Origin of the sequence: Streptococcus sp. VT 162 (assembly GCA_000688775.2) — a bacterium.
Lineage (GTDB): Bacteria > Bacillota > Bacilli > Lactobacillales > Streptococcaceae > Streptococcus.
The window spans coordinates 1,135,514-1,161,170 of the sequence record CP007628.2; the positions used below are offsets into that span (position 1 = coordinate 1,135,514).

Below are 25,657 nucleotides of genomic sequence, written 5' to 3' on the forward strand. Positions count from 1 at the left end.
CTTAGAAGTTGATAAGAGACTTTAGTAGTTTTGTAACAATTCTGTAATAATTCTCTCCATAAAAAATGATAAAATAGTTATGTACTGTTAAGGAGAGAATCATGTCCGCAAGAAAACTAGAAGCTTATGAGTTTGAACAAGCTCCCGAATCGAATCAAACTCCGCTTTACCAAGATTACACACCTGAAGCCCCAGTCGGCCCTAACCTAAAAGAGATTTTATTTTTTGTAAATATCGCTTGTTTCTGTATTTTTATGGCACTTTTTAGTTTTATCTTTTTAGCTATAAAATTAAATACAGCTTTGTCCTTTATCACTGCTATGGCAACAAGCTTCGCACTTTTACAACTTCAACGAAAGATAATGAAACGAAAATTTTCAAAATAAAGGTTGGTACTACTACCAGCCTCTTTTCTAGTTATCAAAAAAGACAGTTATATAACTGTCTTTTTTATTTATTCTTACGTTTTGAAGGCGATTGAATAGCGATCTTAACTTCAAATATTGTTCCTCTAGGTTTGCTATCTTTGACGCTAATCGTTCCTCGTAATGCATCTACGATCTGCTTGGCTAAAGATAGTCCAAGACCAAAGCCACCTTTCTGGCGGGTTCTCGCCTTGTCTACACGGTAAAATCGATCAAAGATTTTCTTCTTATCAGCAGCTGAGATTCCAATTCCATTATCCGTTACTGTAAGATAGAGGTGGCGATCTGTAGCATGAACTACAAACTCAATTTTCCCATCTTCTTCAGTATACTTGATGGCATTGTCAAATAAGATGGTCATGAGCTGTTTGAGGAGCAACTGATCGGTCATGAAAGGACGATAAATCCGATTTTCATACTCAAAAATACGATCATTTTCAGAAGCAATCAACTCATAGTTAGCAAAGGTTGTTTTAAAGAACTGTGGTGATACTTCTGCTATTTCTGGTTTAATTCCATCATCGCGACGTGCAAGGTTGAGAAGATTGGTCGTGAGGAAGCGCATGTTGCGAACTTCTTCAAGACTCGAAGCGATACTTTCGCTGGATTCCATAATCGTTGCCTCTGGTTTTCGAAAGAGATTTTCTAAACGATTTTGTAAAACGGCCAAAGGCGTTCTCAGTTCGTGACTGGCATTTTCAACAAAGGACTTCTGCTTTTGCATGCTTTCCAGCAAGGGTTTGACACTGACACGTGCCAAGTAAACACTGGCAATTAAAGACAGGAGCCAGAAACTAGCCATGACTACAACAATTAAATGCTCGTGGTTTTGGCTGATTTGCTCGAGCTGGCTGGTATTGATTAAAACCGCCGCATATTTGACGTTACTTGAGACGGAAGATGAGTTGGTTTCCATCAAAATCATCCGATAGGTTTCTTCCTGACCGTAGCTATTGACAACTTGGATTTGGCGAATGTGATTCAACTCCTTTTTGTCCAGCTTGATCTTGTCCAAACCTAAAAAACGATTGCCCAGTAAGAGCTGATTAAAATCCTTGTCAAAGAGCAAGACTTCCGTATTGGAGCTGACATTGGGCTTGATTTCAGCCTTGTTGGCATCCGCTGTTGCTGGTTGAATATCCTTGACTTCCTCAGTTGCCCGATTCAGGGCCAACTGGATAACCGCTTGGGGACTACTACTAAGGGCTTGGAGTTTTTCATCTACAGAAGTGTAGAGACTCGAGTGCATGACCTGGAGGATAATCAAGGTCATAGCAGAGAAGATCAGGGTGAACACTCCAAAGTTTCGAATGAAATAGCTGAAATCATCCGCATACCATGTTTTTTTTAGTTTATTGAACATCTTTTAAAATATACCCGACACTACGCAAGGTTTGAAGATTTTCAGCAAAGGCTGTTCCCTTCAATTTCTTACGAACTTTTGAGACATAGACTTCTACAACGGAAATCGTCGTATCGCTATCAAATCCCCATAGACGATCAAAAATTTGCGTCTTGGGAAGAATAACATTTTGATTTTGAAGGAAGTAAACCAATAACTCAAACTCTTTTCCGAGTAGTTCCACAGGAGTATCTTCCACCTTCACTTCATTCGTTGAAAGGTTGACGACAATATCTCCATAGGTCAAGGTGTTTTCGTTAAACTTACCTGAACGTTTGAGAAGGGCTTGGATCCGCATTTTGAGTTCTTCTAGGTAGAAAGGCTTGGTGAGGTAGTCATCCGCTCCCAACTCAAAACCATGTCCCTTGTCATCCAAACTTTCCTTAGCTGTCATGATAAGGACTGGTGTCGTAATTCCTTTTTCGCGCAGCTCTTTCAAGACTTGGAAGCCATTTTTTTCAGGCAACATCAAGTCAAGCAAAATCAAGTCATAAACGCCACTTTCAGCTTCGTAGAGACCTTCTTCTCCATCAAAAACCTGCATGACATCTGCAAAATCATCTAAAAAGTCAAATACTGAGTTTGACAGACCTAGGTCATCTTCTACTAATAAGATTTTTATCATCAGAAACTCCTCCTTGTTATGATTATTATACCAAAATTGCCTTAAAAAAAACTCAACTCTCTCTTGTTTTCAGATAGAAAGTTGAGTTTTTGTTTACATAAACGAATTAAGCTTTAGCATATTGAGCTACAACAGTTTCTACTGCTGCTTTCTCACGCTTAATCAAGTCAACACGCGCTGCAATTTCCTTGATTCCCATACCGATATTACGGCTCAGAGCGAGGTCAGAGAGTTGGGGCTCAAAGAATTCCTTGTATTCCGCCAAGCGTTGCTCAGTCTTAAATACATGGGCAGGTAGGATAACAAAGCTATCAAAGCTCATGTCTCCACCAAGAGCCGCCTTAATCCAATCCCAGTTTTCACGCGCCCATACCCAAACAGTTTCTTGAGTTGTTTGATGAGCTAGGAACTGGTAATACCAAGCAGACAAGTCTTGTGGTTTCACCACAAATTTATCCTTCCATGAACGAATCAAGGTTTGGATATTTTCTGCATCTGTGCTATATGCTAGAGCAGCTGCCAACTGGCGTTTGAAAACAGCATCTGTCGCTTGAGTGTAGAGGTCCAGATAAGTTGCGACCAAATCCTTGGTCTCATGGTGTTTCATTTCATTGATAAGAACTTGAGCACGAATTGCTGCTGGAAGGCCTGCAAGATTCTCCTTATGAGCTGCAAAGATTTGGCTAGCGACTTGACTAGCTTCTGCATCATTTGAGCGAATCATCATAGAAACGGCCAACTGACGAACCAATTCGTCTTCATCCGATTCTCCATCTTTGGCTTCAAAACCAAGACGGGCATAGTTGTGACGAGCCAATTTAGCAACCAGACTGTTAAAGGCTTTCTCAGCTTCTGTACCTTCATCAATAAAGCGTTCAAGGGCAGAAATTACTTGAGAAACAGCTGAAACAACAAGGTAAGACTCTTCCTTAGCAAGTTTATCAAGGACTGGGAGCAAGTCCGCATAAGAAATGTGCCCTGCTTCAGCAAGAAGACGACGTTCTTGAACGATTTGCAGTTTGCTTGTATTATCAAGTGTCTCTAGCTCAGCAAGAACAGCTTCTAACAAGTCTCCTTGATAGTCTGTAATGTAGTGGGCTGTATTTTCAGTGTTGAGACGAAGTGCTCCTTTATTTTCAGCAAGAAGAGCTGCGTAGCCAGGGATTTCGATACTTTCAGTTTCAAGTGTATCTGGTAATCCTTTCCAGTTGCTGTTCAGTGGCACCACCCAGAGACGGTTCTTGTCTTCGTGTTCACCGATAAAGAATTGTTTTTGTGAAATCTTCAAGACATCATTTTCAACTTTGACAGTGAGAACTGGATAACCAGGTTGTTCCAACCAAGAGTCCATGAAGGCTGCGACATCACGTCCTGATGCTTGTCCAAGGGCATTCCAAAGGTCACGACCAATGGTGTTGCTGTATTGGTGCTTTTCAAAGTAAGCATGCAAGCCTTTAGCGAAATCCGCATCACCGAGCCAACGACGAAGCATGTGCATGAGACGGCTTCCTTTGGCATAGACGATAGCACCATCAAAGAGGGTATTGATTTCGTCTGGGTGTTTAACTTCGACGTGGACAGACTGAACGCCATCCGTCGCATCACGTTTAAGTGCTCCCGGCACACCACCTGTTTGGAAGTCTTCAAAGATATTCCAACTTGGCTCGATGGCATCCACACAGACGTATTCCATCATGTTAGCGAAGCTTTCATTAAGCCAAAGGTCATCCCACCATTTCATAGTCACGAGGTTTCCAAACCATTGGTGGGCCAACTCATGTGCTACAACTAGGGCAACTTGTTGACGGCTAGCAAAGGTTGAGTTCTCATCCACAACCAAGTAAACTTCACGGTAGGTCACAAGACCCCAGTTTTCCATAGCACCTGCTGAGAAGTCAGGAAGGGCGATGTGGAGCGATTGAGGAATTGGATACTTAACTCCGTAGTAATCTTCGTAAAACTCAATTGAGCGAACGGCGATGTCCAGTGAGAAATCAAGGTTAGATAGCGGGTGGGCTTTGGTTGAGTAGACACCTACGAGGGTACCGTTTTTAGTTTTAGCTGTTACCCCTTGCAAATCACCAGCAACAAAAGCCAACAAGTAAGAAGACATACGAGGTGTTGTCTCAAACTTCCAGATACCCGTTTCCTTACGGTTTTCAACATCAATCTCAGGCATGTTTGACAAGGCCAATTCACCTTCTGCTTGGTCAAAACGTAGAGAAAGGTCAAAAGTTGCTTTGGCTTCAGGCTCGTCCACACATGGGAAGGCTTCACGCGCAAAATGGCTCTCGAACTGAGTAGACAAGACTTCCTTCTTGACACCATCCACTGTGTAGTAAGAAGGGTAAATACCTGTCATGTTGTCTGTAATTTTTCCTGAAAAAGCGATGACCATTTCAACTTGACCAGCCTCAGCCAGTTCGATATGAAGGGCTTCATTTTCATGATCAACTGTAAATGGACGAGCTTGACCCGCAACTTCTACAGAAGCGATTTCCAAATCTTTTTGGTGAAGGGAAATACGGTCACTCTGTGCTTGACCAGTAATAGTCACCTTTCCAGAAAAGGTCTTGGTCTCACGACTCAAGTCCAAAAATAAATCATAATGTTCAGGAACAAATTGCGTAATAAAATGTTCAACTGCTTGCATAGTTTTCTCCTATTCTAAGTTTAAGAGTTTTACTCTTATTCAAACAAACTTATTATATCATGTTTTGCTTAAGAAAAAAGGATTGGACGGTGATTTCCAAAACTTTCTTTCTACTAGCGGTCTACAGAGGGTAGACCTTGCGAAATTCTTCTAATACAACCTTGCTGTCAGGCGTAAAAGTCAAGCCCGCTTCCTCCAGCCACTCCGTGAAGAATTCCTCATGAACCTGACGCCAATAGGCTAGGGATTTGTCACCTTCCCCTTCCTTATAGGCATGGTCGGCTGACACTTGATGAAAAGGCTGAACGGAAACCTTTGTAATTTCGACAATGCAGACAGCCTGATCTTGACTGTCTAAAATAACATCGAAGGTCCCTTCTTGCGGAAGAGGTTCATCCTCTATTGCGTAGAGGTCGTAGGCCGAGGCAGTTGCTGTCTTTTCGCCTTTTAAAACCAAATCTGCCAAGAGATCTGCTTCCACTCCAAAAGCCCAGGCATCTATCTCATCTCCGATAGAGGGGTTGATTTGCTTGTATGCATTCCACATTTCTTGCGGTGTCATGGGTTGCTCCTTTGTAATTTTTTACTTACTTCTTTTATACGTTTGAGATGGTCTGGATGATCAATCTCTAAATTAAAAATCTCTGGAATAGAACTGTAGTGGATAATACACTTGATACCCGTCTGATTCATTTTTTGTATGAAAGAAGCATTCAGATAGCCTGCTACAGCAAAGTCAATCTTTTTCATCCTTGCTTTATCCTGCATATCTCTCAGCATATCTAACATTATTGGACTTTCCATATCATGCCATTGACTGTTTCTCACAGTCGCAAAAACAAAAGAAGTCAAATCATTCATTCCAACTATAATCTTTGAAATACCAGTTTCCAGTATCCTGTCCAAGTCAAAATAAGCTGACGGTAATTCAATCATTGTACCGACTTTTCCAGTAAAACCATGCTGACGTAATACCCTAATAACTTGCTTTAACTGCTCAGCATCATTGACAAAAGGAAAGATAACAGACAGATTGGGATTTGTTTGATAAACTTCTGTAACGACATGTGCTTCAGCCTGAAATTCATCAGGACACGCCAGCAAGCGCCTAGTTCCTCTATAACCAAACAAGGGATGATTTTCATCAAAATGCTCTTTAGTCCCCTCTAAACAATTAGCTTCTGTATTTGTTAACTCTGAAAAACGATACCAAACCTCTTCGTCTGAGTACAAGGAGCAAATGGTATCTAGATAATCTTTTACAAATTGCTGGCAACTTGCTAATAGGATGTTCTGATTAAGCTCTCTCAACAAATATTCTCCACGAATCATACCGACGTGGTGCAATAACTGAGGATAAACTTTTTCAACAATTTGTTCTCCACTAAGGACAAGTTGGTTTCTCATCTCTCACCTTCCAATTCATATACAAGGTCTTGTCCAGCTCTGCAAATCCTAATAATTCAGACTTAACCTTCAAGACTAATGGTGAAACATTTTCTTCTATGATTTTCTGAATATCCATCCAAACATATCCGAGTGAATCATTCGCACCATCAGACACAGCATCCGAAATCGTAACCTGAGGTTCCTTCTCGTTGACCTCAATATCATAAAATGCCATGATATGGTGAACCATAAAATTTTTTAACTCTTCCCTGACGAAAACATCGTAGATTCGAGGATTTGAGTAGCTTCTAACAGTAAATCCTGTCTCTTCCATAACTTCTCTAATCAGCGTTTCCGTCAATCCTTCACCAAGTTGCTGACTGCCTCCGGGTAGATCATAACGATGTTGATAATGGCCTCTCGTTTTTTCAATGCAGAGTAACTTCCCATTTTCAAAGCAAACAGCATAAACTCCAAAGTGTTTTTTGATTTCCATCCAACTCCTCCTACTTCAACGACCAACCACCATCAATGGTCAGGATTTGTCCCTGCATGGCGCTCGCCTTTCCACTTGCTAAGAAAAGACTAAGCTCTGCTATTTCCTCTGGCTCAATCCAGCGCTTGATTGGCGTTTCACTAGCCACCCAGTCAGCCAATCCACCTGGTTCAAAGTCGGCAGCGGTCATAGCTGTCTTGACTGCTCCTGGAGCAATCCCAAAGACCTGAATACCAGCCTCAGCATAGTCTAGAGCCAACTGCTTGGTAAAGCCAGCTAAGGCGTGCTTAGACGAGGTATAGGCGTGACCCCCTCCGCCAGCTAGGCTCGAAGCTATGGAGCACATATTGATGATGATTCCTTTTTTATTTTCCAACATTTGTGTCAAATAATGCCGAGTCAACTCAACAGGAGTCACGTAGTTGATTTCAAAAATCTCTTGAATTTCCTGCGCTGATTGTTCCAATAGGGGTTTGTAATCATCCAAAACTCCAGCAGTATTGCACAAAACATCCACATAAGGACACCAGTCAAAAATTGGCTCCAAGTCCAAGGTCAAATCTCTCTGTAAAAAGTGGAAATCACCCTGTAAGAGTGGATTTTCACCTTGGTCAACTCCATAAACTTGATAACCCTTCTCTAAAAAGAGTCGAGCTTGAGCCAGACCAATCCCTGAACTTACACCTGTAATCAATACACGTCTAGTCACGCACTTCTACCCAATCCGTCGCTAAAACATCACAAGGTGTCGGGCTCCACATGGAAAAGCCTTCGCCATCTCCAGACACGTTGATGAGAAAATAAGGCGTCACTTCAAGTGCAACCCCGTTTTGTTCGATAGTGTCAAAGAGTTGGACATAGTTTTCAGCCCCTCCCCAACCAGCGCGTACATATTTTTTCTTGGCCTTTAACCCAGGCAGGATTTCTTCAAATGTCATGTTGTTCTCCTTTAATTCTACATTCTTCAATTAATTATAACAAAAAAACCGTTTTCCAACGGCTTTTTGACTGTATCTTAGTTCAATAAAACAAATAGCTATCCAATTCTTTAATTATTTCAGTTCAATTAATTTATTGTAGATTTTCTCAGTCAGTTCTTTCTGTTGTGCTCCTGTTAAATGGTGCGAAGTGCGAATTAATATGGTTCCATAAACATAGTGGGATCCCGGATTTAAAGCAGTTCCATCAAAAGCACTAATATAAGTATTGCGCTTTTCTGCATCTTCTTTTGTCTTATACACCTCTATATTTCCTCCAACATCATTGCCTTTATGAACAATATCCGAGCCTTCTACAGATTCAGTCACTTGCTTGTCAACAAAATATACAGACGCTGTATATCCTCCTTGTTTATTTAATTTTTTATTAGGGTCATTATCCTCCGTAACAGATTGTACTCCAGTAATTGATTCTATTTCTTTAAGTCTTTCTTCAATAAAAGAACTAGAAGGATTTGTAATTTGTTTTAATTGAAGAATGCTATTTTGATAGTGAGTCAATTTTTCAGACAAATTCTTTTTTGTTTCACTATAATCTAATGGTTGACTTAATTCTTCAATTTGCTTCTCAATCTTAGCAGTCGCTTTCTCCATTTCTGGTTCTTTACGAAGTGAATCTTTGCTATCCTTTATAGTTGATTTCAATTCTTCCAATGTCTTAAAATCAAGAGGTTCTTCATTATTCTCAATAACCTTTTCAGCCTCAGCTATTTGATCTTCAACTTCTTTATTCTTTTCATTTAAATCCTTTACTACATCTTCAAACTTAGTTACAGCAGCTTGATGAGGCGCATAGGATAAGAAATAGTATCCTGTTGCCAAACCTAAAGCAATAAAAGTAATAAGCCCAACAATCATTGATTTCTTCATTTTAAACTCCTCAATTTATAAATAATCTCCTCTATATTTTAATATATTGTTTTAAATATTTCAAGTGTAAAAAGCTATAGAATCAACTTATTGCAAGATATACAAAAACGATAACCACTTTTCAGTAGTTACCGTTGATTTCTTTTGATTAGTCTTTCCAACCAAGTTTGCTATTGATAGTCATCATGATGCTGGCTATTTTCTCACCCCAGTAAGGATCGGAAGCATAGCGAACATTCATTCCGGTTGCCTTGTTTCCAAGGTGGTCTCTGCCGTAGTCGATGTAATTCTCACGAATCCACTTGGCAGCTCCTAGAATCCCTTTATCCACATTATCAAAGCTCTTGGCTGAGAGATATGGGCTCGTATCATAAGCGGCAATACCAAAGAAGTTGTTCTTATCTCTGGCAATTTGACTGCGACCCCAAGCACTTTCAAGGGCACTATGGGCCATCAAGTAAAGGGCATTGACGCCATAACGTTCTTCAGCCTCTTTGAAAGTCGCTCCTTTACCTGCGAGAGGACTATCCTGCAAGTTCATCATCGAATACAGTTTATCCAACTCAGCTGCACTATAATTACTTGGTTCTCTCAAGTTTTTATAGAGGAAAAGATTTTTAATGGTAAAGCCATCAAAGTGCTCTCCATCAGTTGAGTAGTACTTCTTACCAATAACCATAGCAGAAGTATGTGGAGCTACTTTGATACTCGTATAAGGAGAGAGTTCATGGTAGAGGAATTTCCCATCACTAGTATAATGAGGGATAAACTCGCTACCTTCATCTACTGCTGTTAAATCACTTTGGTTCATATAGCCAGACAAGCCAGAAATCGAAACTGCAAGTCGGCCGCCTTTTCGCGTCGAGCTATCCAGTGAAACAATGCTTCCTTGGTTAATGTAACTCAAGATTTCTCCAGATGCACTATAGACATAGGCAGTGATTGGTTTAACTTTGTAATATTTGGTTTTATCCGCAACATGCCATCTACCAGAAGCATCCAAGGTATGACCATCCACAGTCTCATTTTTTGCCATATAACCGCCGGATTTAAGGTAATACCATGATTGGTCGGATGAATCGTAGATTAATTCTTTTTCAGCCATCTTTCCATTCGACTTGAGGTAGAACCAATTGTTCTTGTACCATACCCACTCACTCGCAGCCATATAACCACCAGATTTGAGATAGTAGTAACCATTATCCCAGAGCCATTCTTTATTGGCATAATTTCCATCAGAGTTAATATAGAACCAAGAGTTATAATTCTTATCAAAGAGCCATCCTTTACCAGCTTTTGATCCACTACTTGTCACATAACTACGGTCAATCCAAGTTTCCGTAGAGAGGTAGCCACCAGATTTGAAATGGTAATCCTTGCCTTTGATGGTTTGCCAACCTTTTTCAGCATAGGTTCCGTCAGCTTTCAAGTAAAACCAAGAGTTATAATTCTTGTCAAAGAGCCATTCCGATTTCAGTTTGGCTCCACTTTTAGCAACATAGAAGCGGTCAATCCAGCGCTCGGTAGAAAGATAGCCGCCTGATTTGAAATGGTAATCTTTTTCTTTAATCGTTTCCCAGCCTTTTTCGGCATAGGTTCCGTCAGCTTTCAAGTAAAACCAAGCATCATAATTCTTATCAAAGAGCCATTCCGATTTCAATTTAGCTCCACTCTTGGCAACATAGAAGCGATCAATCCAACGTTCAGTAGAAAGATAACCGCCTGATTTAAAATGGTAGTCCTTCCCATCTATGGTTAACCAGCCATTTTCAGCATAGGTACCATCTTGTTGAAGGTAGAACCAACTACTATAGTTGTCATCATAAATCCAGGCTTGTTTAACCTTATTACCATTTTCTGATATATAGCTCTTACCAAGCCAAGCATTTTTCAGCATTTTACCTTGTGAATTGATGTAGTACTGGTTCTCACCTTGAGTGATCCACTCATCTTTGGCCATTTTCCCGTCTTCTTTAAGGTAATATTTTTCTTGACCTTGTTGAATCCATTCTTTTTGAGCTTTCTGACCATCAGTCTTAAGATAATACCAGGATTCTTGTTCCTGATTAAATACCCACTGTTCCTTGGCTTTAGCACCACTTTCAGTCACATAGTACTGGCCAATCCACGTTTTTGTAGCTAATTTTCCAGCTTCGTTAAAATAGTAATCCTTACCAGCAACAGTCAACCAGCCGTTCTCAGCACGATTTCCATCAGCTGTTAAATAAAACCAGGCCTGTTGCGTTTGGTCATAGATCCATTGGTTGGTTGCTGGTTTCCCGTCTGCTTTGAGGTAGGTCTTTCCTTGCCAAGTTCCCTCTTCTGCTTTTGCTGTCTCCACTACAGTAAAAAAACACCCCAATAAGCCAGCACTTACTAGGGCCACTTTCCATCGTTTCATTTAAATGCTCCAATAACGTTTTCTAAACCCTATTGTAACATAGTTAATCGACGGAAATATTACAAATTGATGAAGATTCTATTTCTTGTTGACGATAAGGAAGACCTAGCTTATCTCAGACTGGCTTTGACTTCCTTGCGTAGTTCTTCCAAACTGATAATGCCATACTTGTCCATGAATTTTGGCAGATTTTCGATGATGTCAGGACAGGCATATGGATTGGTAAAGTTAGCTGTTCCAACTCCGATGGCAGAGGCACCAGCCAGATACATTTCTAAAGCAGCTTCAGCCGAATCAACTCCTCCCATTCCAATGATGGGCAGGTCTGTTGTTTGGGCTACTTGTCGGATGAGTTTGAGGGCTACTGGAAAGACTGCTGGTCCAGACATTCCACCTGTTCCATTGGCTAGGATTGGTTTTCTTGTTTTGAGGTCAAAGCGCATACCGACTAGAGTATTGATCATGGTTAAGCCACTTGCTCCCGCATCTTCTGCGGCTTTGGCGATGGTGACAACATCCGTCACGCTAGGGGTTAACTTGACATAGACTGGCACATCAGAGGCTTCCACAGCCGCTTTTACCACTTCATAAGCCAGACCAGGGTCTTGCCCAATCAAAAGTCCATGATTGCCATGATCCACATTGGGGCATGAGATATTGAGCTCGATAGCTTTTACATTTGCAGCCTTGGAAATTCCTCGAGAAACGGCAGCGTACTCTTGTTTTGAAAAGCCTGCAACATTTGCGATAATGGGAAGATTTGGATATTCTCTTTCCAACCAAGGCAACTTTTCAGCTAAAACAGCTTCTAAACCAGGATTTTGCAAACCGATTGCATTGAGCATACCGGCAGGTGTCTCTGCAACCCTGGGAGTAGGATTCCCAAAACGGGGTTCAAGTGTCGTTGCCTTGATCATAATGGAGCCTAAAAGGTCTAAATCATAGTACTTGGCATACTCTTGGCCGAAACCAAAACAGCCTGATGCTGGAATGATGGGATTTTTCAAATCCAAGCCCGGTAGAGAAACTTGTAAACGTTTGTTAGTCATGACTTTCTCCTTATAATACAACTGTTCCTGTGCGAAAAACAGGGCCATCTTCACAGACGCGTTGGCTGACGGTCTCACTATCTGGCACTTTTAGAACGCAGGCATAGCAAGCTCCCATCCCACAAGCCATACGAGATTCTAGAGATAGATAGGCTCTTGGATGATCATAAAAGGTTTGATTGATATACCTCATCATTCCAGGAGCCCCACATGAGTAAACAGCATCAAATTGAATGTCTAAATCATTGATGACAACAGATACATTTCCCTTAATGCCATAAGAACCATCATCTGTCGTTACAAAGATCTGACCATACTCGGCCAATTCGGTTTCGAGAATCACAGCATCCTTATTCGCAAAACCGAGGACTGTCACTACTGTCACCCCACGCGCATGCAATTCCTTGGCCACCTCAAGCAAGGGTGGAACACCAATCCCCCCACCAACGAGGAGAACTTGGCTCTGATTGTCTAAATCAGACAAGTCAAACCCATTTCCCTGAGGCCCCATCACATCAAGACTATCTCCTTGACCTAATGTTGAAAAAATAGCTGTCCCAGCCCCCTCAATCCGATAAATAAGGTGACACTGCTTGTTTGCTTTGTCAATAGACGAAATTGAAATAGGGCGGCGCAAGAGATGGGCGTCATCAGGCACACGCAGATGAAGAAATTGGCCGGCTCGCATGGCTTCAACCATCTCCCCTTCTAGGACTAATTCAAAGATTGCTGGCGCAATTTCCTCTTGTGCGACCACCTTCATGGTTTCCAAACGAATGGCACCCAAACGCTTCTTACATGTGGGATTCATGACTTTTCCTCCTTAAATTTAAGGGGACCAGATAAAGAAAAGGCCTTGCTAATGCAAGGCCTCAGTTGGGTTAGGCTAGAACTCATGCGCACACTTAAAAAGTCTCCACAGAGAGTCCCCTTATCCCTTTTATCTGACACCTTGTGAGTCTCTCTGGACTCCCCTTAAAGGTTAAATTTGTATTAGTATACTCTTTCAAAGAAAAAAAGTCAAGTAGAAAACGAACATTCTACTTGACCTTACTGGATTATTTTTCACGAATGACTTCGACCTTGTACCCATCAGGATCCTTGACAAAGTAATAGTTTGGTTGAGTTCCTGGAAGTCCATTAGGGGCTGTCACCTCATAGCCTTTAGCGCTATGTTCTTGATGTAGGGCCTCAAGGTCAGGTGTACTTAGAGCGATGTGAGCAAAGCCGTCACCCACAACATAAGGTCCATGATCATAGTTGTAAGTCAACTCCAACTCATAGTCATCCCCCTCAAGTCCTAGATAGACAATGGTAAAAGCATGATCTGGAAAATCTCTGCGACGCAATTCTTTAAAACCAAAAGCATCTTGATAAAAAGCGATTGATTTTTCAAGGTTTTCTACTCGCAAGCAAGTGTGTAGCATTTTTGAAGCCATCTTCATTACCTCTTTCATTTTAATAGTTCCATTATACCTTTATTCAGGAAAATTTACTAGAAACTTGAACTAGAGTCCTCTTCTCTACGCTTTCATTCTAAGCAACACTTTTACGATTTTCCTTGCGTATATTGCGAATAAGGAAAAGCATGATCAGGACAAAAAGTCCCTCGAGGAAGTAGAAAGCAAATTCGCTATTCAAGATTAACAGGTCTTTTTCAAAATGAATTTTGCTAAAATCAGGTATAAGTGCGAATAGGATTCGGAACAGTCTTCTTAGGAAAATAAAGATCTGCAAGCCATAAATCATAAAGACCTTCTTCACACCAATCATGAAGCCCTGTTCCTTTGTAAAATAAGACAAGACAATTCCATTTAACAAGAGGATAACGGTTATGGCCAGCGTTTCATTTCGTAGAATAGTTGGATTAAAGAGGTTTAAGCGGCTGTGAACGAAAGGCAATAATTGAAAGAGTAGGATACCCAAGATTGCTGGAAGGAGAATTTTTTTCAATGATGTTGGAAATCCGGGACTAAATCGTGTAAAAGACAAGCAAATCACAAGGATTACAAAAATATGGAAGTACATCATTGCAACTCCGGAAATGATCTGGCTTCGATTTACCAAAGCAGATAAGAAGCCAGCAGAAAGAAAGATACCGACAGGAATCAGCTTATCCAAAGAATAATCCCACTTCAGCCCTTGACTCACCTGGAAACCATCGATGAGACAGAAAAATGTAATGAAAATAAGGGTCCCAATGAGACCAAACGGTAAGAATGGAGTGACGAGGAGCAATAACAAGATGAATAGGAACCATAGATGGGGACTGTGGTAGAATTTTCGTTTTGAACCCCTAGCTGTCACTCCTTCCTCAATCTGTGTTTGCCTTAATTTTAGCATATAGACGTAAAAGAGAGAAAATATACCAGCATGAACCCATGAATTATAACCAGGTCTCTCTATAATACTGAGCAGCAAACTCACAATCGTAAAGAGGCCAAAGAAAATCTGAAGAAACTTATTTTTAAAGACCTGTCTTTTTTTCCAATCCAAATAAGAGAGTCTGGCCTTTGGATGACTAAGTTCATAGGCATAAGTCGTCATCTCTTCTAGTTTCTGGTCTGTCTCCTCCGTCATCATTTGGGGAGCCATTTTAGAAGTAGGAAAAGGAGCTAAAATATATCTCAGGAGCTCGCCATCTGTAAATCGATGGTACTCCTTATAGATCTGTTGAAGTAAAATCGTTAGAATACGTGGTCTTCCTTTAAAGTAGCTTCTCCACTTCTCCCAATCATTGATATCTTCATCGCTCTTGGTGAGCTTATCCATATAAAGATAACCTTCATTGTACCAGTAATCAAAATTTTCTTTTTTATTTAGTGCGTACTCCTCTACCACTGAAGGATAGGAATGGATACTCTTCCAAAAATGAAGCTTTTTCAGATATGGATTTGATTCCTCATCTCTGTAACGCTCTACAAATTGGAGAACGAGGGCTAACACTTTCGCATTGGTTAAAGGATAGACGTCCACCTTTTCTAACAAATCAAGTAGGAGATTGTGATTTTTAACTGTTTCAAAAAGGTATTGCCAATCACGTAACAGTTTGTAGTCGTCTTCATAGCGAGCATGGAGCAACTCATAGAAGGCTGCCTCAACTTCATCTGGATTATCTAGAGAGTAGTGACTAAAGTCAACGTTTTCTCCCAGCTCCCCTTTTACTTCGTCTAAGTAATCAGCCAAGTCATTCAAGAGTGGATAATCCTCTTCAAATATGACTTGTCGGTTTTTTTCCAGGATATAGGTTAAAACTGGCACACTCTTGATTATTTGACGATTTTGATTTACTTGATCTAAGACCATAAAGCTCAGATAGGGGTGCTTGAAAAACTCTATCCAAGAGCTCAATTGATTTGCTTTGTTAGAATCTTGGAGAATTTCTTGGCAAAGTTGATAAGAATAATAGAATTCTTCAGTGGCTTCATGGGCGCTTTCAAGCGAACTGCCTTCCTCTTCTACTATATCTCTTTTAACTTTCCAATACTTCAGTTTATAGTAATAGCCCCAGTACTTAAAGTCAGGTATATAGTCTTCTAGCAAGGGAATGAGGATAGAGAATTGCTCCGGTTTGTTAAAAATATAAACATCCATTTCCTCTAAAACGGATTGAACAATGTCCATATCATACTGATACTGATGAAAGAACTGACGCCATAGATGCTCTTGTTCCTCTTGGTTATAACCGTCATTTCCAACAATACTTTCAATCGCATTTCGGATCAGATAAGTTTCTTCATTATAACCGCTAAAGTCAAGAGTAGACCTTGTTAATCCTTCTTGCCCTTGGTTCTCTTCATCACCAAACGTTTCAAAATTGAGGGTACTCGTAGCTCTTTCTTCAGAATCTCCATTTAGCTGAACTTCCTCATCATAGTCACTAAAGTTAAGGGGGGACTTTGGCTCATCCTCTTCTGCTTTAAAGGTTTCAAAGTTAAAGGAATCGCTGGTTTTATCAGTTGATTGCTGATAATCACTAAAATCAAGACTAGATCTTTCAGACTCTTCGTTCTCAGTCTTCGTTTCTTCAGTCAAGTTTTCAAAGTTGAGACTTGAGTTAGGCTTTCCATTCGCCTCTTCTTCAAGTTCACTAGCTTCTTGAGAGTCACTCGCTTTTCTTAGACTATTTTCTGGTCTTGTGTTTCTAGACCTCGCATAAGTCAAGGCTTTTTGGTAAGCTTCAACAATTTCTTGGTAAATTTCTGGTTGGTCTTCTGGGTGATAGAGCCTAACCAGTTCAGCATAATGCCTTCTAATAAGCTTGACGTCAGTCGTTGGCTCTATCCCTAAAGTTTCCCATATATTCATAAGGTCTCCTCTTTTATAGTCCTCGCTCTAGGAAGTCTAGATAGTTTGAAAATGATTGATAGAGTTTTGGCAAATGATACACAGATGCTTGACTGACCTCTTCTTCAAATCGTCTAGTTTCAGCCATTAGCTCATCTCTTCTTCTCCCCAAGAGCATACTGTACACGCGATTCGCTTTTTCAATCAAGAAACGATAAACCTCTGTTTCTTGAGCATTGATCTTATAGCGAGTCAACTCTGCTTGCTTAGCCTTGATTTCCTTTTCTGTCAGAGTAACACTATCTTGGAGAATAACATGACTAAAAACTTCCTGTGTGGAATCAATTTTCACTTCGACATCCAAAATTCCATTTAAATCATAGGTGAATCGAACTGTGAAACTTTCATTTACTCGAGTATTAACAGGGACGGGAACTTCTAATTCACCTAAGAATAGGTTTTGCGATGCCTTCATCATCTCACCTTGATAGACCTTTATCTTGACTTGGCTCTGTCCCAATTCAGCCGTATAGTACTGTTCGATGCGTGAAGCAGGTAGGGTAGAATTTCGCTCAATAATCGGCGAAAAACGGTCTCCAACTATCTCAATCCCCAGTGTAAAAGGGCAAATATCAGATAGTAATAAATCTCGTATCTCACCCTGCCGTTCTTTTATTCCTGCTAAAAGGGCACAACCTCTCGCAATCATCCGATCGGGATCATCCGATACCTGCACCATTTGATTGATACAGTAGGATAAAAAGTCTTGAACCAAGCGGAGTTTCGAAGTCCCCCCAACAAGAACAAAGTTATCAGATGATACATAGCTATAGCGCGCATCCATCAAGGCACGATCCAAAACGGCCTTAACACGGGCTAGCAGAGGTTGACAAAGCTCATAAAAGCGTTGGTAGCTCAAGTCTAAAGTGTATTCCTGTTCTTGGTCCAGAACCGTCATCTTCACTTCTTCTTTATCATTGAGTTCTAGCTTTGTCTTTTCAGCCTGTACCAGAATTTTGCTATAAAATTCTAGGGAAATCGTATCCTTGGTTAATTGATTGGAGACTAAAAATTCCTCAGCAATAGCCGCAGTAAAGTCTTCTCCTCCCAAACGATTGTCCCCTGCGATCGACACGATTTCGACGATATTATCAAAAAGCTCCACAACTGAAATGTCTAGAGTTCCACCACCAAAATCGACTACAATAAAAGATTGATCTTCTTGGTTTACCATAGATCTTTTAGCAAGAGCTGCTGCGGAAGGTTCATTGATAATCCGATCAATCTGAACACCTGCAAATTTCCCTGCTAGTTTGGTCGCATAACGTTGAGCATCATTGAAATAGGCTGGAACACTAACAATCACTTCCTCGACCTTTTCTCCAAGATAGGTCTCTGCATCGTCTACCAACTTTCGAATGATAAAAGAGCTTAATTCTTCAGCCTTATATGCTCGATTTCCTAGTGTCAATTCATGCTTAGTCCCCATAAAACGCTTGAACTGAGAAACCGTCTTATCTGGGTGGGTCACCAAGCGTTCCTTGGCAATTTTTCCAACTATAATCTCATCATTGTCATCTAAAGCCACAACAGAAGGAGTCAAATACTCACCAAAAGCATTGGGAATCAACTTGACCTGGCCATCTTGGTATACCCCTACTAAAGAATTAGTCGTTCCTAAATCAATACCTACTATCATCTTCTTCAAACTCCAAATCTTTTTTAGATATTCCTATTATACAAGAAATATCCTATTTTCTTTGAAAAAATCTGTCATTTACTCTCTAAAATAGAAAATCATTTATGGAAAATAAAAAAGTTTCACCCTACTCTTGCGGTAAAACCACGAGAGTAAGAATGAAACAGTTTGTCATTATTTACCAAGTTTTGCTTTAGCTGCATCTGCAAGAGCTGTGAAAGCTGCTGCGTCGTTAACAGCCAAGTCAGCAAGCATTTTACGGTTAACTTCGATTTCAGCCAATTTCAAACCATGCATCAATTGTGAGTATGAAAGTCCGTTCAAACGAGCTGCCGCATTGATACGAGTGATCCACAATTTACGGAAGTCACGTTTTTTCTGACGACGGTCACGGTATGCATAGTAGTAAGAGTTCATTACTTGTTCTTTTGCAGTACGGAACAAGATGTGTTTAGCTCCATAGTAACCTTTTGCTAGTTTAAGAATACGTTTACGACGTTTGCGTGATACAACGCCACCTTTAACACGTGCCATGTTTTATTTCCTCCAAATATTTCCTAGAATTGTTTACTTACTGTTAAGCTATTATTTCAAGCGAGTAAGCATTGCTTTGATACGTTTGAAATCTCCTGAATGCACCATAGATGCTTTACGAAGATGACGACGTTGTTTCTTAGTTTTTCCGTGGAAACGGTGAGAAGTGTAAGCACGGAAACGTTTAAGTCCACCAGAACCTGTACGTTTGAAACGTTTAGCTGATGCGCGGTGTGTTTTTTGTTTTGGCATGATTTTTTCTCCTTTATTTAACTTTCTGACAATTATTTTTTGTCAGTTGCTGGCGCCAACTGCATGAACATTTGGCGTCCATCCATCTTAGCTCGTTGTTCGATGATCGCAATATCTTGTGTTGCTTCAGCAAACTCGGCTAAAACTTTTGCACCAATCTCTTTATGGGTGATCATACGCCCTTTAAAGCGAATGGATACCTTAACTTTATTTCCTTTTTCAAGGAACTTGCGTGCATTGCGAAGTTTTGTGTCAAAGTCACCCTTGTCAATAGTTGGACTCAGACGAACTTCTTTCACAGTAACAACACTTTGTTTTTTACGTTGTTCTTTTTGCTTTTTCTGGTACTCAAATTTGAACTTACCGTAGTCCATAATTTTAGCAACAGGCGGTTTTGCTTGAGGTTGGATCAATACTAAGTCAACATTTGCACTATCAGCCAATGCTTGCGCTTCGCTGAGTGGCTTGATACCTAGCTGTTCTCCCTCAAGACCGATCAAGCGAACTTCACGTACACGAATTTCATCATTGATGAATAAGTCTTGCTTTGCTATGGTTTTCACCTCTTTTTTATTATTAGAGAAAAACAATAGCGGACTCGTAATAATACAAGCCCGCACGTTATGATAGCGTTTCTTAGAAACTTTTCATCCGTAGGGCCAGGCAACTTGATGTCACAAGGCGAGAAGCTCTCACTTCTGCTTTTCTCAACTTTTATATGATACCAAGTTTTCTATTCCTTGTCAAGATAAAAAGTTATTTTTTCAAAAAACTTTCTGTTTTCTTCTTGATGTCCGCATCAAAAAGAGAGAACCATTCCGGTTCCCTCTCTGTGTTAGTTTTTTCCTCATCCTCCGTATAGGAACGCTAAGACCTATTAAAAACTTCCTTTTTACGTGAACTTCCCCATCTTTCGATAAATAGAATCCCCACTAACAAAAGGATAATCAGGCAAGGAAGTAAGACCATCCCCATGCTCCAATTTAGATTGATATTATCAATTTGCTTAGGTAATCTTCCAGATAAAATCTCTACTGAACGCAAGTAAGTAAAGGGAATCAGATGTGCAATACTCTGAAGAGGCTGGATCGTTTGGATACCAAACAACAAGCCAACAATCCCAATGAGTGAAAGAAAGAGAACAGGCATTTTTTGCTTGAAAAAGTAAGCAATCAAGTAGACGACTTCCACAATGACGATAAAGGCTAAGAAAGCTAAGAGCAAGCTAGGAAATAACACATCTTGTATTTTTCCAATAGTTACCTCTTGATTGGTTAAGCTATAGAACGGGTATGGATAATCTAACTGTCCAAAACCACTTATCAGACTTCCCACTAGAAAAGAAAATCCACAGATTCCAATAAACAGCACGGTTACATAGCTCACCCCAACTCCAAGAGAGGACATGGCAAATGTCGCTTTTGAAAAAGGATATAACTGAGCTGTATCGAGATGATTTTGATATCTTTCTGCGAACAGTTGTGTAAGCATAAAAATAATACCAATCACAAACAAGCTTGGGATGATAGCCTCTAAAATCCAGACAATCTGATCAATCCCGTGGGTCGGATATTCTAAATTGTGGGCTTTTATATTCAAGGGATACAGGGCTTGGTAAATCTTCCGTTGGCGGTCGCTCGCCATTTTTAATTCAGAGCTAGAAGTCGGTTGATTTGACATAACTTCATAATTCTTCTCTTCATCTTGCCACTGCAAATAATAGGCTTCTTTCCAGCGTCCTTCTTTTAACAAAGCCAGAATTTCTTTCTTTTGAGTCAAAAGATTTTTTTGCGAGTCTAAATTACTTTTAACAATCTGGTATTCCTCCGAGCTGGTGTCAGACATTTGGGAAAGCTTCACTTCATTTTCATTGACGATTCTCTCATCTTTTACAAGACGGGTTTCCAACTCGCTCTCCAAGCTGTGTGAGTTTGCAGTCTGACTATTTAAATAAAAGGTAACACCGAGTACAGATGCAAATAAAAGTAAGATAATCCAGTTTAAACGACTTTTGAAAACTTTCTTTAATAAAAATAGGCTAATATCTTTCATAACGGAACCTCTTCTATCTGCCCCTGACGAATGGTTACGATGCTATCGCAAATCTCCATTAACTCCTCTTTGTAGTGGGAACTCAAAAGAACCAGCTGTTCTTTTCTATCGATTTGTGCCAGCCTATCAAAAAACTTCTGTCGATAATACTCATCTAAGCCATTTGTTATCTCATCCATGAGCCAGCATTTCGCCTGACTGAGGAAATACATAGCAATCACCAAGCGTTGCTTCATCCCTAAGGAATACTTGCGGATGGGAAGGTTGATATAGTCAGACATTTCCCAGTAATCAATTTCATCCCTCAAGTTTAGGTCTGACTTCCAGATGTTTTTTATGAGACGAAGGTAGTCCATCCCACTTAAGTTTCCATCCAGCCATTCAACGCTCTCATAATAAAACAAAGAAGGAGGAACTGCGATGTGTCCACTACTAAGGGGAAGCAACTTGCTCATAGCTCGGAATAGTGTCGTCTTTCCCGAGCCATTGATAGCAAGAAGGCCATAAATCCTACCCTTTTTAAAGGTGAAATCAACATCTTGCAAGATGACTTGTCGCGTTTTTAAGGTAACATGAGTAAGATTTATCATATACAGCCCTCCTTTTTCTCACTCTTTATCGATTAATAGCCTCCGCTGTAGTAGTTTATGACCTCATAACGATTGTAATTCCATCCTCCGCCAATTTTATACTCAGAATAGACCATAACGGGCTAGAAATGTATTGATGGTTGTGATAGTTAGTACTATATTCCCACATAGTATTCCAATCATACCAATATTTTTTAGTGACTGTTACAGCAGATGCAATGGATTGAAAAAGACCAACAGATAACAAACTAGCTAATAAAACGGGTTTTACTGATTTTTCATGTTTTCATTGCATTTATATCTTTACTATTGGAGACGCTTTCATTATATCGTTTTTCCCTATATTATGCAACAGATTATTTGTTTATTTTACTAATATATAACATCTTTTCTTTCTAACGAACCGTTTCAATTCTCCAACTATTCCATCCTGTAAAGCGGATAGCCCCTTGCTGGTCAGTTCGGTAAATCTTACTCTTGATACTTTCCATTCGTGTCAAGGTTTCCTGATGGGGGAGTTTCGTACGATTGCTCTTTCCGACTGAAATGAGAGTAATCGCTGGTTTGAGCTGTTCTAGGAAAACTGGATTTGATGAGGTTTTAGCACCATGTTGGCCTGCTTTCAAGACATCCACCTGCAAGTCAGGATACTGCTGAAGCAAGTCTTTCTCCCCCTTGTTTCCCAAATTCCCAGTAAAAAGGAAGTTCTTATCCAAGAGTTTTCCATAAAGAACCAAGGAATCATCACGATCCCCATATCCAACCTTCCTTGGAGATAGGACTTCTAAGTAACCGCCAAAAATTGGCAAGTTCTCCCCTGCTGTCACACTGCACACCTTGGTTTGAGTCGCTTGTAGTTCCGCTACAAATTCCTTTTGTGTCAGACTTCCTTTTGATACTAAAATCTCCCCGACATGGAAAGCCTTGGTTACCTCCAGCAAATCACCGACATGTTCCTTCTCTGTATTGGTCAAAATTAGCTGGTCAATCTTATCTACTCCTCGACTTTTAAGATAGGGAATCAAGGTTCTCTGGGCATTGTTGGTTGTCGCCTTTTCTTGCCAAGCTTGGATTTTCTTGTCAGATTCTGCCTTACCACCCACATCTATGAGAATGGTTTTACCAGTTACATCCCGTAGGAAAATACTTTCACCTTGCCCCACATCCAACATGATGATTTCATTTTCAAGTGGATGCTTGGTCAGGAAAAAGAGACCCACAATAAAGAGACTAAATCCTGCTAGTCTTTTGATGTTTTTCCTCATGTCATAGACCAAGGCTAATGAAACTAACAGTAGAATCAACAGCCATGCATTGGGTTGACCAAAGACCAGAGGCCTGCTTGCCAGCTGCGATACCAAGCGAATGATGTTCTCCAACCACTCAAAGACAAAGTTAAACTGAGTGACTGGGTAAACAAAAGACAGAATAAATAAGATGGACAAAAGTGGCAAAAAGACCACATCAAACAGAAAGGAAAATACAAAGGTCAAAAGGATAGACCAAGGCTGAAATTCTGCAAAATAGAAGGATAGAATAGGCAATATTCCCAAGGAAATGACCAGACTTTCTCTAGCAACAGCCTTGAGTCCCTCCCCTTCTTTACTAGTCATGGTCAAGATAAAAGCGTATGCGCAGGACAAGACTCCTCCTGCTGTCAAGAAAAAGTTGGGCATGATGATAAAGAGGACAAGGATCGTCAAGGCAAAATTATCCAAACCCTTAACACCATGTTGGGCCAGTAACTTTTGCAAGAGACTGCGAATAACAGATGCTGAAAATCCTGTCAGACCTGCATAGATAAGAGAAAAGGGATAAGTTAGCCACTTCAACTTTTCTTGAGTTAAGCCCAATCGCAAGAGGAGTTTCTTAAAGGCATCCATGAAAAAGCCTACCTGCATACCCGACAAGGCAAAGAGATGGATAATTCCAAGACTGGAATAGAGCTCATTCATCTCCTCAAAGTCCGTGTCCAAATGTCCTAAAAGAAGACCTGTCATATAATTGCGCATAGGATCTGGAAAGTGCATCTTGATCCAAACTACAGCCTTTCGACGTAAACTGGACAGATTTTCTCCTATATCCCAACTGCTAATCTTTCTCATTGACTGGATACTCTTGATAGTCAAAGTTTGGTAAATCCCCTGAGTTTTCAGATAGGCTTGGTAGTCAAAGCCACCAAAATTCCTCTGACCTTCAGGCTCTGAAAGTTTTCCTTCTATCTCTATCTCGTGAAGGTCTGTTAAGGCCTGAAAGAGCTCTTTCTCCTCCTCAGACTGGAGTTTATAGTAAACTTGGAAGGTGCGACCCTCAGCCTTGCCCCGAAAGGACAGACTGTCTCCATTGACTTTGATGGTATCTGGTAAAATCCGTACCCTTTCAACAGAATCCACTAGGTTTTGATTAGCTTGTGTCTGTTGCCAAGTTTGAAACAAAAACCAAAAACCAAAAACTCCACAAAACGCTAGAACTTTACCGGCCGATTTCCAAGGAAATTGGAAAAAGAGACAGACAAGCAAAAAAACAAAACCTAGCAGTGCGAGATAGGACACTCCAAAAATGGCATAGTAAAGCCAGAGCAACAGGAAACTCAGATAGATTAGGGGGATAGGGAAATTCTTAATCCACTGTAACATAGTCTTTTAGCTTTTCTATGGTCTTAGCGCCAATACCAGAAACCTTCTTTAATTCATCAACCGACTTGAACTTGCCATTTGCCTCACGATGATCGATAATATCCTGGGCTCGTTTTCCTCCCAAGCCTTTGACCTGCTTGAGTTCTTCCAGACTAGCTTTATTTAGGTTGACCTTCTTATCTTTACTTGTCGAAGCAGTCGTTCCAGAGGCAGTCTGCTGACTCACTGCTTCTTCTCCCTTAGTTGGAACATAGACAAGAGCCTCGTCACTGACTTTCTGTGCTAGATTAAGCGACTTACTATCTGCTTCCTCTGTCAATCCACCCGCCTTCTGAACGGCATCATGAACACGACTCCCTACTGGTAAATCATAAATCCCTGGCGATTTAACAGCACCTTTGACATCTACCGTAATCAAATCTTGTTCAGGAGACTCGTCCTTTTCTTCCTTTTTCACTTCTTTGTCAGACGATGAATCCTTTGAAACAGCTGCGACTTCAGCCTGCAAATTTGATTCTTTTACAGATGTTTGTGAAGTTGGCTTTAGTAGGAAAAATCCGCCCAAGGCCAAACCTAAACCAGCACAAATGACAAGGATTTTATACTCTTTGATTTTCTCGATAATTGCTTTCATATTTTCTCCTCTCTTAAATTATTCGTAAGTGAAAGAAAAAACAGTTGAAAATTTCTTTTCAACTGCTTATTTATTTGCAAAATAGTCTTCCTTAGTCAAGACATAATGAACCCTTGTGATCATTCGACCTGGTTCTTTATTATCCATTCTGGCATAGGGTTCTTCGTGGGAAAAACGCATCCCAGATTTCTCCATGACCTTGCCAGATGCGGGATTGTCTTTGTCATGAAGAGCGGTCAACTTGTTCATTCCAATCTTCTCAAAAGCCAGCTCAATCACGGCGCGATTGGCTTCTGTCGTCAATCCTTGATTCCAATACTTTTGGTTGATAATGTAACCAATAGCTGCTTTTTTGAGAATGGGATCAATCTTGTGCAAATCAATAGTTCCAATAAACTGATCATTGCTTTTTAGTTCGATTCCCCACCGTCCCAAGGGATTAGCCAAGTAGAACTGAGCGATGTTGTTCTTGGTTTCTTCTAAGCTTTGATTTGTTGGAAAAGTATAGCGTGTATTTTCTCTGTCTGAGGCATACTCAAACATAGCTTCTGCATCGTCCAAAGTTACAGGTCGGAGCAATAAACGCTCCGTTTCTATAGATGGATACTGGGCAAATTTCACAAATATTGATTCCATACTTTTCCCTCCATTAGAGCTTGATTCTC

The 25,657-nt window shown here is 40.4% G+C and carries 24 protein-coding genes and 1 other annotated feature; of the genes, 1 reads left to right on the forward strand and 23 read right to left on the reverse strand.

Features of this window, described 5'->3' with window-relative positions; all coding sequences use genetic code 11:
• Positions 1-101 precede the first annotated feature (101 nt).
• Positions 102-386, forward strand: a complete 285-nt coding sequence (locus V470_05590; protein ID AHZ47896.1) for a membrane protein — start codon at positions 102-104, stop codon at positions 384-386.
• A 64-nt stretch (positions 387-450) separates the two neighbouring features.
• On the opposite strand, the gene V470_05595 is transcribed toward V470_05590, so the two are convergent.
• From V470_05595 to V470_05705, 23 genes are all read right to left on the reverse strand, one after another.
• A complete protein-coding gene (locus V470_05595; protein AHZ47897.1) occupies positions 451-1,788 on the reverse strand; it encodes a histidine kinase in 1,338 nt (445 codons plus the stop codon).
• On the reverse strand, positions 1,778-2,452 hold the full coding sequence (locus V470_05600) for a transcriptional regulator (protein AHZ47898.1): 675 nt from the start codon (positions 2,450-2,452) through the stop codon (positions 1,778-1,780). The genes V470_05595 and V470_05600 overlap by 11 nt, the downstream gene beginning before the upstream one ends.
• Before the next feature lie 106 nt (positions 2,453-2,558).
• On the reverse strand, positions 2,559-5,105 hold the full coding sequence (locus tag V470_05605) for an aminopeptidase N (protein AHZ47899.1): 2,547 nt from the start codon (positions 5,103-5,105) through the stop codon (positions 2,559-2,561).
• A gap of 121 nt (positions 5,106-5,226) precedes the next feature.
• A complete protein-coding gene (locus tag V470_05610) occupies positions 5,227-5,667 on the reverse strand; it encodes an RNA-binding protein (protein ID AHZ47900.1) in 441 nt (146 codons plus the stop codon).
• Positions 5,664-6,512, reverse strand: coding sequence for a PEP-utilizing enzyme, TIM barrel domain protein (locus V470_05615; GenBank protein ID AHZ47901.1), 849 nt, complete (start codon positions 6,510-6,512; stop codon positions 5,664-5,666). The genes V470_05610 and V470_05615 overlap by 4 nt, the downstream gene beginning before the upstream one ends.
• Positions 6,490-6,990 carry an NUDIX hydrolase gene (locus V470_05620; GenBank protein ID AHZ47902.1) on the reverse strand — a complete coding sequence of 167 codons (501 nt, stop codon included), beginning with the start codon at positions 6,988-6,990 and terminating at the stop codon, positions 6,490-6,492. Before V470_05620 ends, V470_05615 begins: the two co-directional genes overlap by 23 nt.
• Before the next feature lie 10 nt (positions 6,991-7,000).
• Positions 7,001-7,699 (reverse strand): 3-ketoacyl-ACP reductase, encoded by a 699-nt coding sequence (gene fabG / locus V470_05625; GenBank protein AHZ47903.1) that lies wholly within the window; start codon positions 7,697-7,699, stop codon positions 7,001-7,003.
• Positions 7,692-7,928, reverse strand: coding sequence for a methionyl-tRNA synthetase (locus V470_05630; GenBank protein ID AHZ47904.1), 237 nt, complete (start codon positions 7,926-7,928; stop codon positions 7,692-7,694). The genes fabG and V470_05630 overlap by 8 nt, the downstream gene beginning before the upstream one ends.
• A 114-nt stretch (positions 7,929-8,042) precedes the next feature.
• Complete coding sequence (locus V470_05635) at positions 8,043-8,858, reverse strand: EbhA (GenBank protein AHZ47905.1); 816 nt, start codon at positions 8,856-8,858, stop codon at positions 8,043-8,045.
• 148 nt (positions 8,859-9,006) lie between these two features.
• Complete coding sequence (locus V470_05640) at positions 9,007-11,259, reverse strand: endo-beta-N-acetylglucosaminidase (GenBank protein AHZ47906.1); 2,253 nt, start codon at positions 11,257-11,259, stop codon at positions 9,007-9,009.
• Positions 11,260-11,369: 110 nt separating this feature from the next.
• Entirely contained in the window at positions 11,370-12,308 is a 939-nt protein-coding gene (locus V470_05645) for a dihydroorotate dehydrogenase (protein ID AHZ47907.1), read from the reverse strand.
• Between the two features lie 10 nt (positions 12,309-12,318).
• On the reverse strand, positions 12,319-13,119 hold the full coding sequence (locus V470_05650) for a dihydroorotate dehydrogenase (GenBank protein ID AHZ47908.1): 801 nt from the start codon (positions 13,117-13,119) through the stop codon (positions 12,319-12,321).
• Positions 13,120-13,366: 247 nt separating this feature from the next.
• Positions 13,367-13,747 carry a lactoylglutathione lyase gene (locus tag V470_05655; protein ID AHZ47909.1) on the reverse strand — a complete coding sequence of 127 codons (381 nt, stop codon included), beginning with the start codon at positions 13,745-13,747 and terminating at the stop codon, positions 13,367-13,369.
• Between the two features lie 97 nt (positions 13,748-13,844).
• Entirely contained in the window at positions 13,845-16,616 is a 2,772-nt protein-coding gene (locus V470_05660; GenBank protein ID AHZ47910.1) for a molecular chaperone DnaJ, read from the reverse strand.
• Positions 16,617-16,629: 13 nt separating this feature from the next.
• The gene (locus V470_05665) at positions 16,630-18,294 is read right to left on the reverse strand and encodes a chaperone HscC (protein AHZ47911.1); all 1,665 of its coding nucleotides are present in this window, start codon (positions 18,292-18,294) and stop codon (positions 16,630-16,632) included.
• A 174-nt stretch (positions 18,295-18,468) separates the two neighbouring features.
• Positions 18,469-18,828, reverse strand: coding sequence for a 50S ribosomal protein L20 (locus V470_05670; protein ID AHZ47912.1), 360 nt, complete (start codon positions 18,826-18,828; stop codon positions 18,469-18,471).
• Between the two features lie 51 nt (positions 18,829-18,879).
• The gene (rpmI, locus tag V470_05675) at positions 18,880-19,080 is read right to left on the reverse strand and encodes a 50S ribosomal protein L35 (protein ID AHZ47913.1); all 201 of its coding nucleotides are present in this window, start codon (positions 19,078-19,080) and stop codon (positions 18,880-18,882) included.
• A gap of 32 nt (positions 19,081-19,112) precedes the next feature.
• A complete protein-coding gene (locus tag V470_05680; GenBank protein AHZ47914.1) occupies positions 19,113-19,643 on the reverse strand; it encodes a translation initiation factor IF-3 in 531 nt (176 codons plus the stop codon).
• A 15-nt stretch (positions 19,644-19,658) separates the two neighbouring features.
• Positions 19,659-19,790 (reverse strand) — a sequence feature (ribosomal protein L20 leader).
• Positions 19,791-19,947: 157 nt separating this feature from the next.
• Positions 19,948-21,132 carry a membrane protein gene (locus tag V470_05685; protein ID AHZ47915.1) on the reverse strand — a complete coding sequence of 395 codons (1,185 nt, stop codon included), beginning with the start codon at positions 21,130-21,132 and terminating at the stop codon, positions 19,948-19,950.
• Positions 21,129-21,722, reverse strand: coding sequence for a peptide ABC transporter ATP-binding protein (locus V470_05690; protein AHZ47916.1), 594 nt, complete (start codon positions 21,720-21,722; stop codon positions 21,129-21,131). The genes V470_05685 and V470_05690 overlap by 4 nt, the downstream gene beginning before the upstream one ends.
• Before the next feature lie 395 nt (positions 21,723-22,117).
• Positions 22,118-24,358 carry a competence protein ComEC gene (locus tag V470_05695; GenBank protein AHZ47917.1) on the reverse strand — a complete coding sequence of 747 codons (2,241 nt, stop codon included), beginning with the start codon at positions 24,356-24,358 and terminating at the stop codon, positions 22,118-22,120.
• Positions 24,342-24,992: a competence protein CelA gene (locus V470_05700; GenBank protein AHZ47918.1), complete on the reverse strand. Its 651-nt coding sequence runs from the start codon at positions 24,990-24,992 to the stop codon at positions 24,342-24,344. Before V470_05700 ends, V470_05695 begins: the two co-directional genes overlap by 17 nt.
• Before the next feature lie 66 nt (positions 24,993-25,058).
• The gene (locus V470_05705) at positions 25,059-25,628 is read right to left on the reverse strand and encodes a GNAT family acetyltransferase (protein ID AHZ47919.1); all 570 of its coding nucleotides are present in this window, start codon (positions 25,626-25,628) and stop codon (positions 25,059-25,061) included.
• Positions 25,629-25,657: the final 29 nt, after the last annotated feature.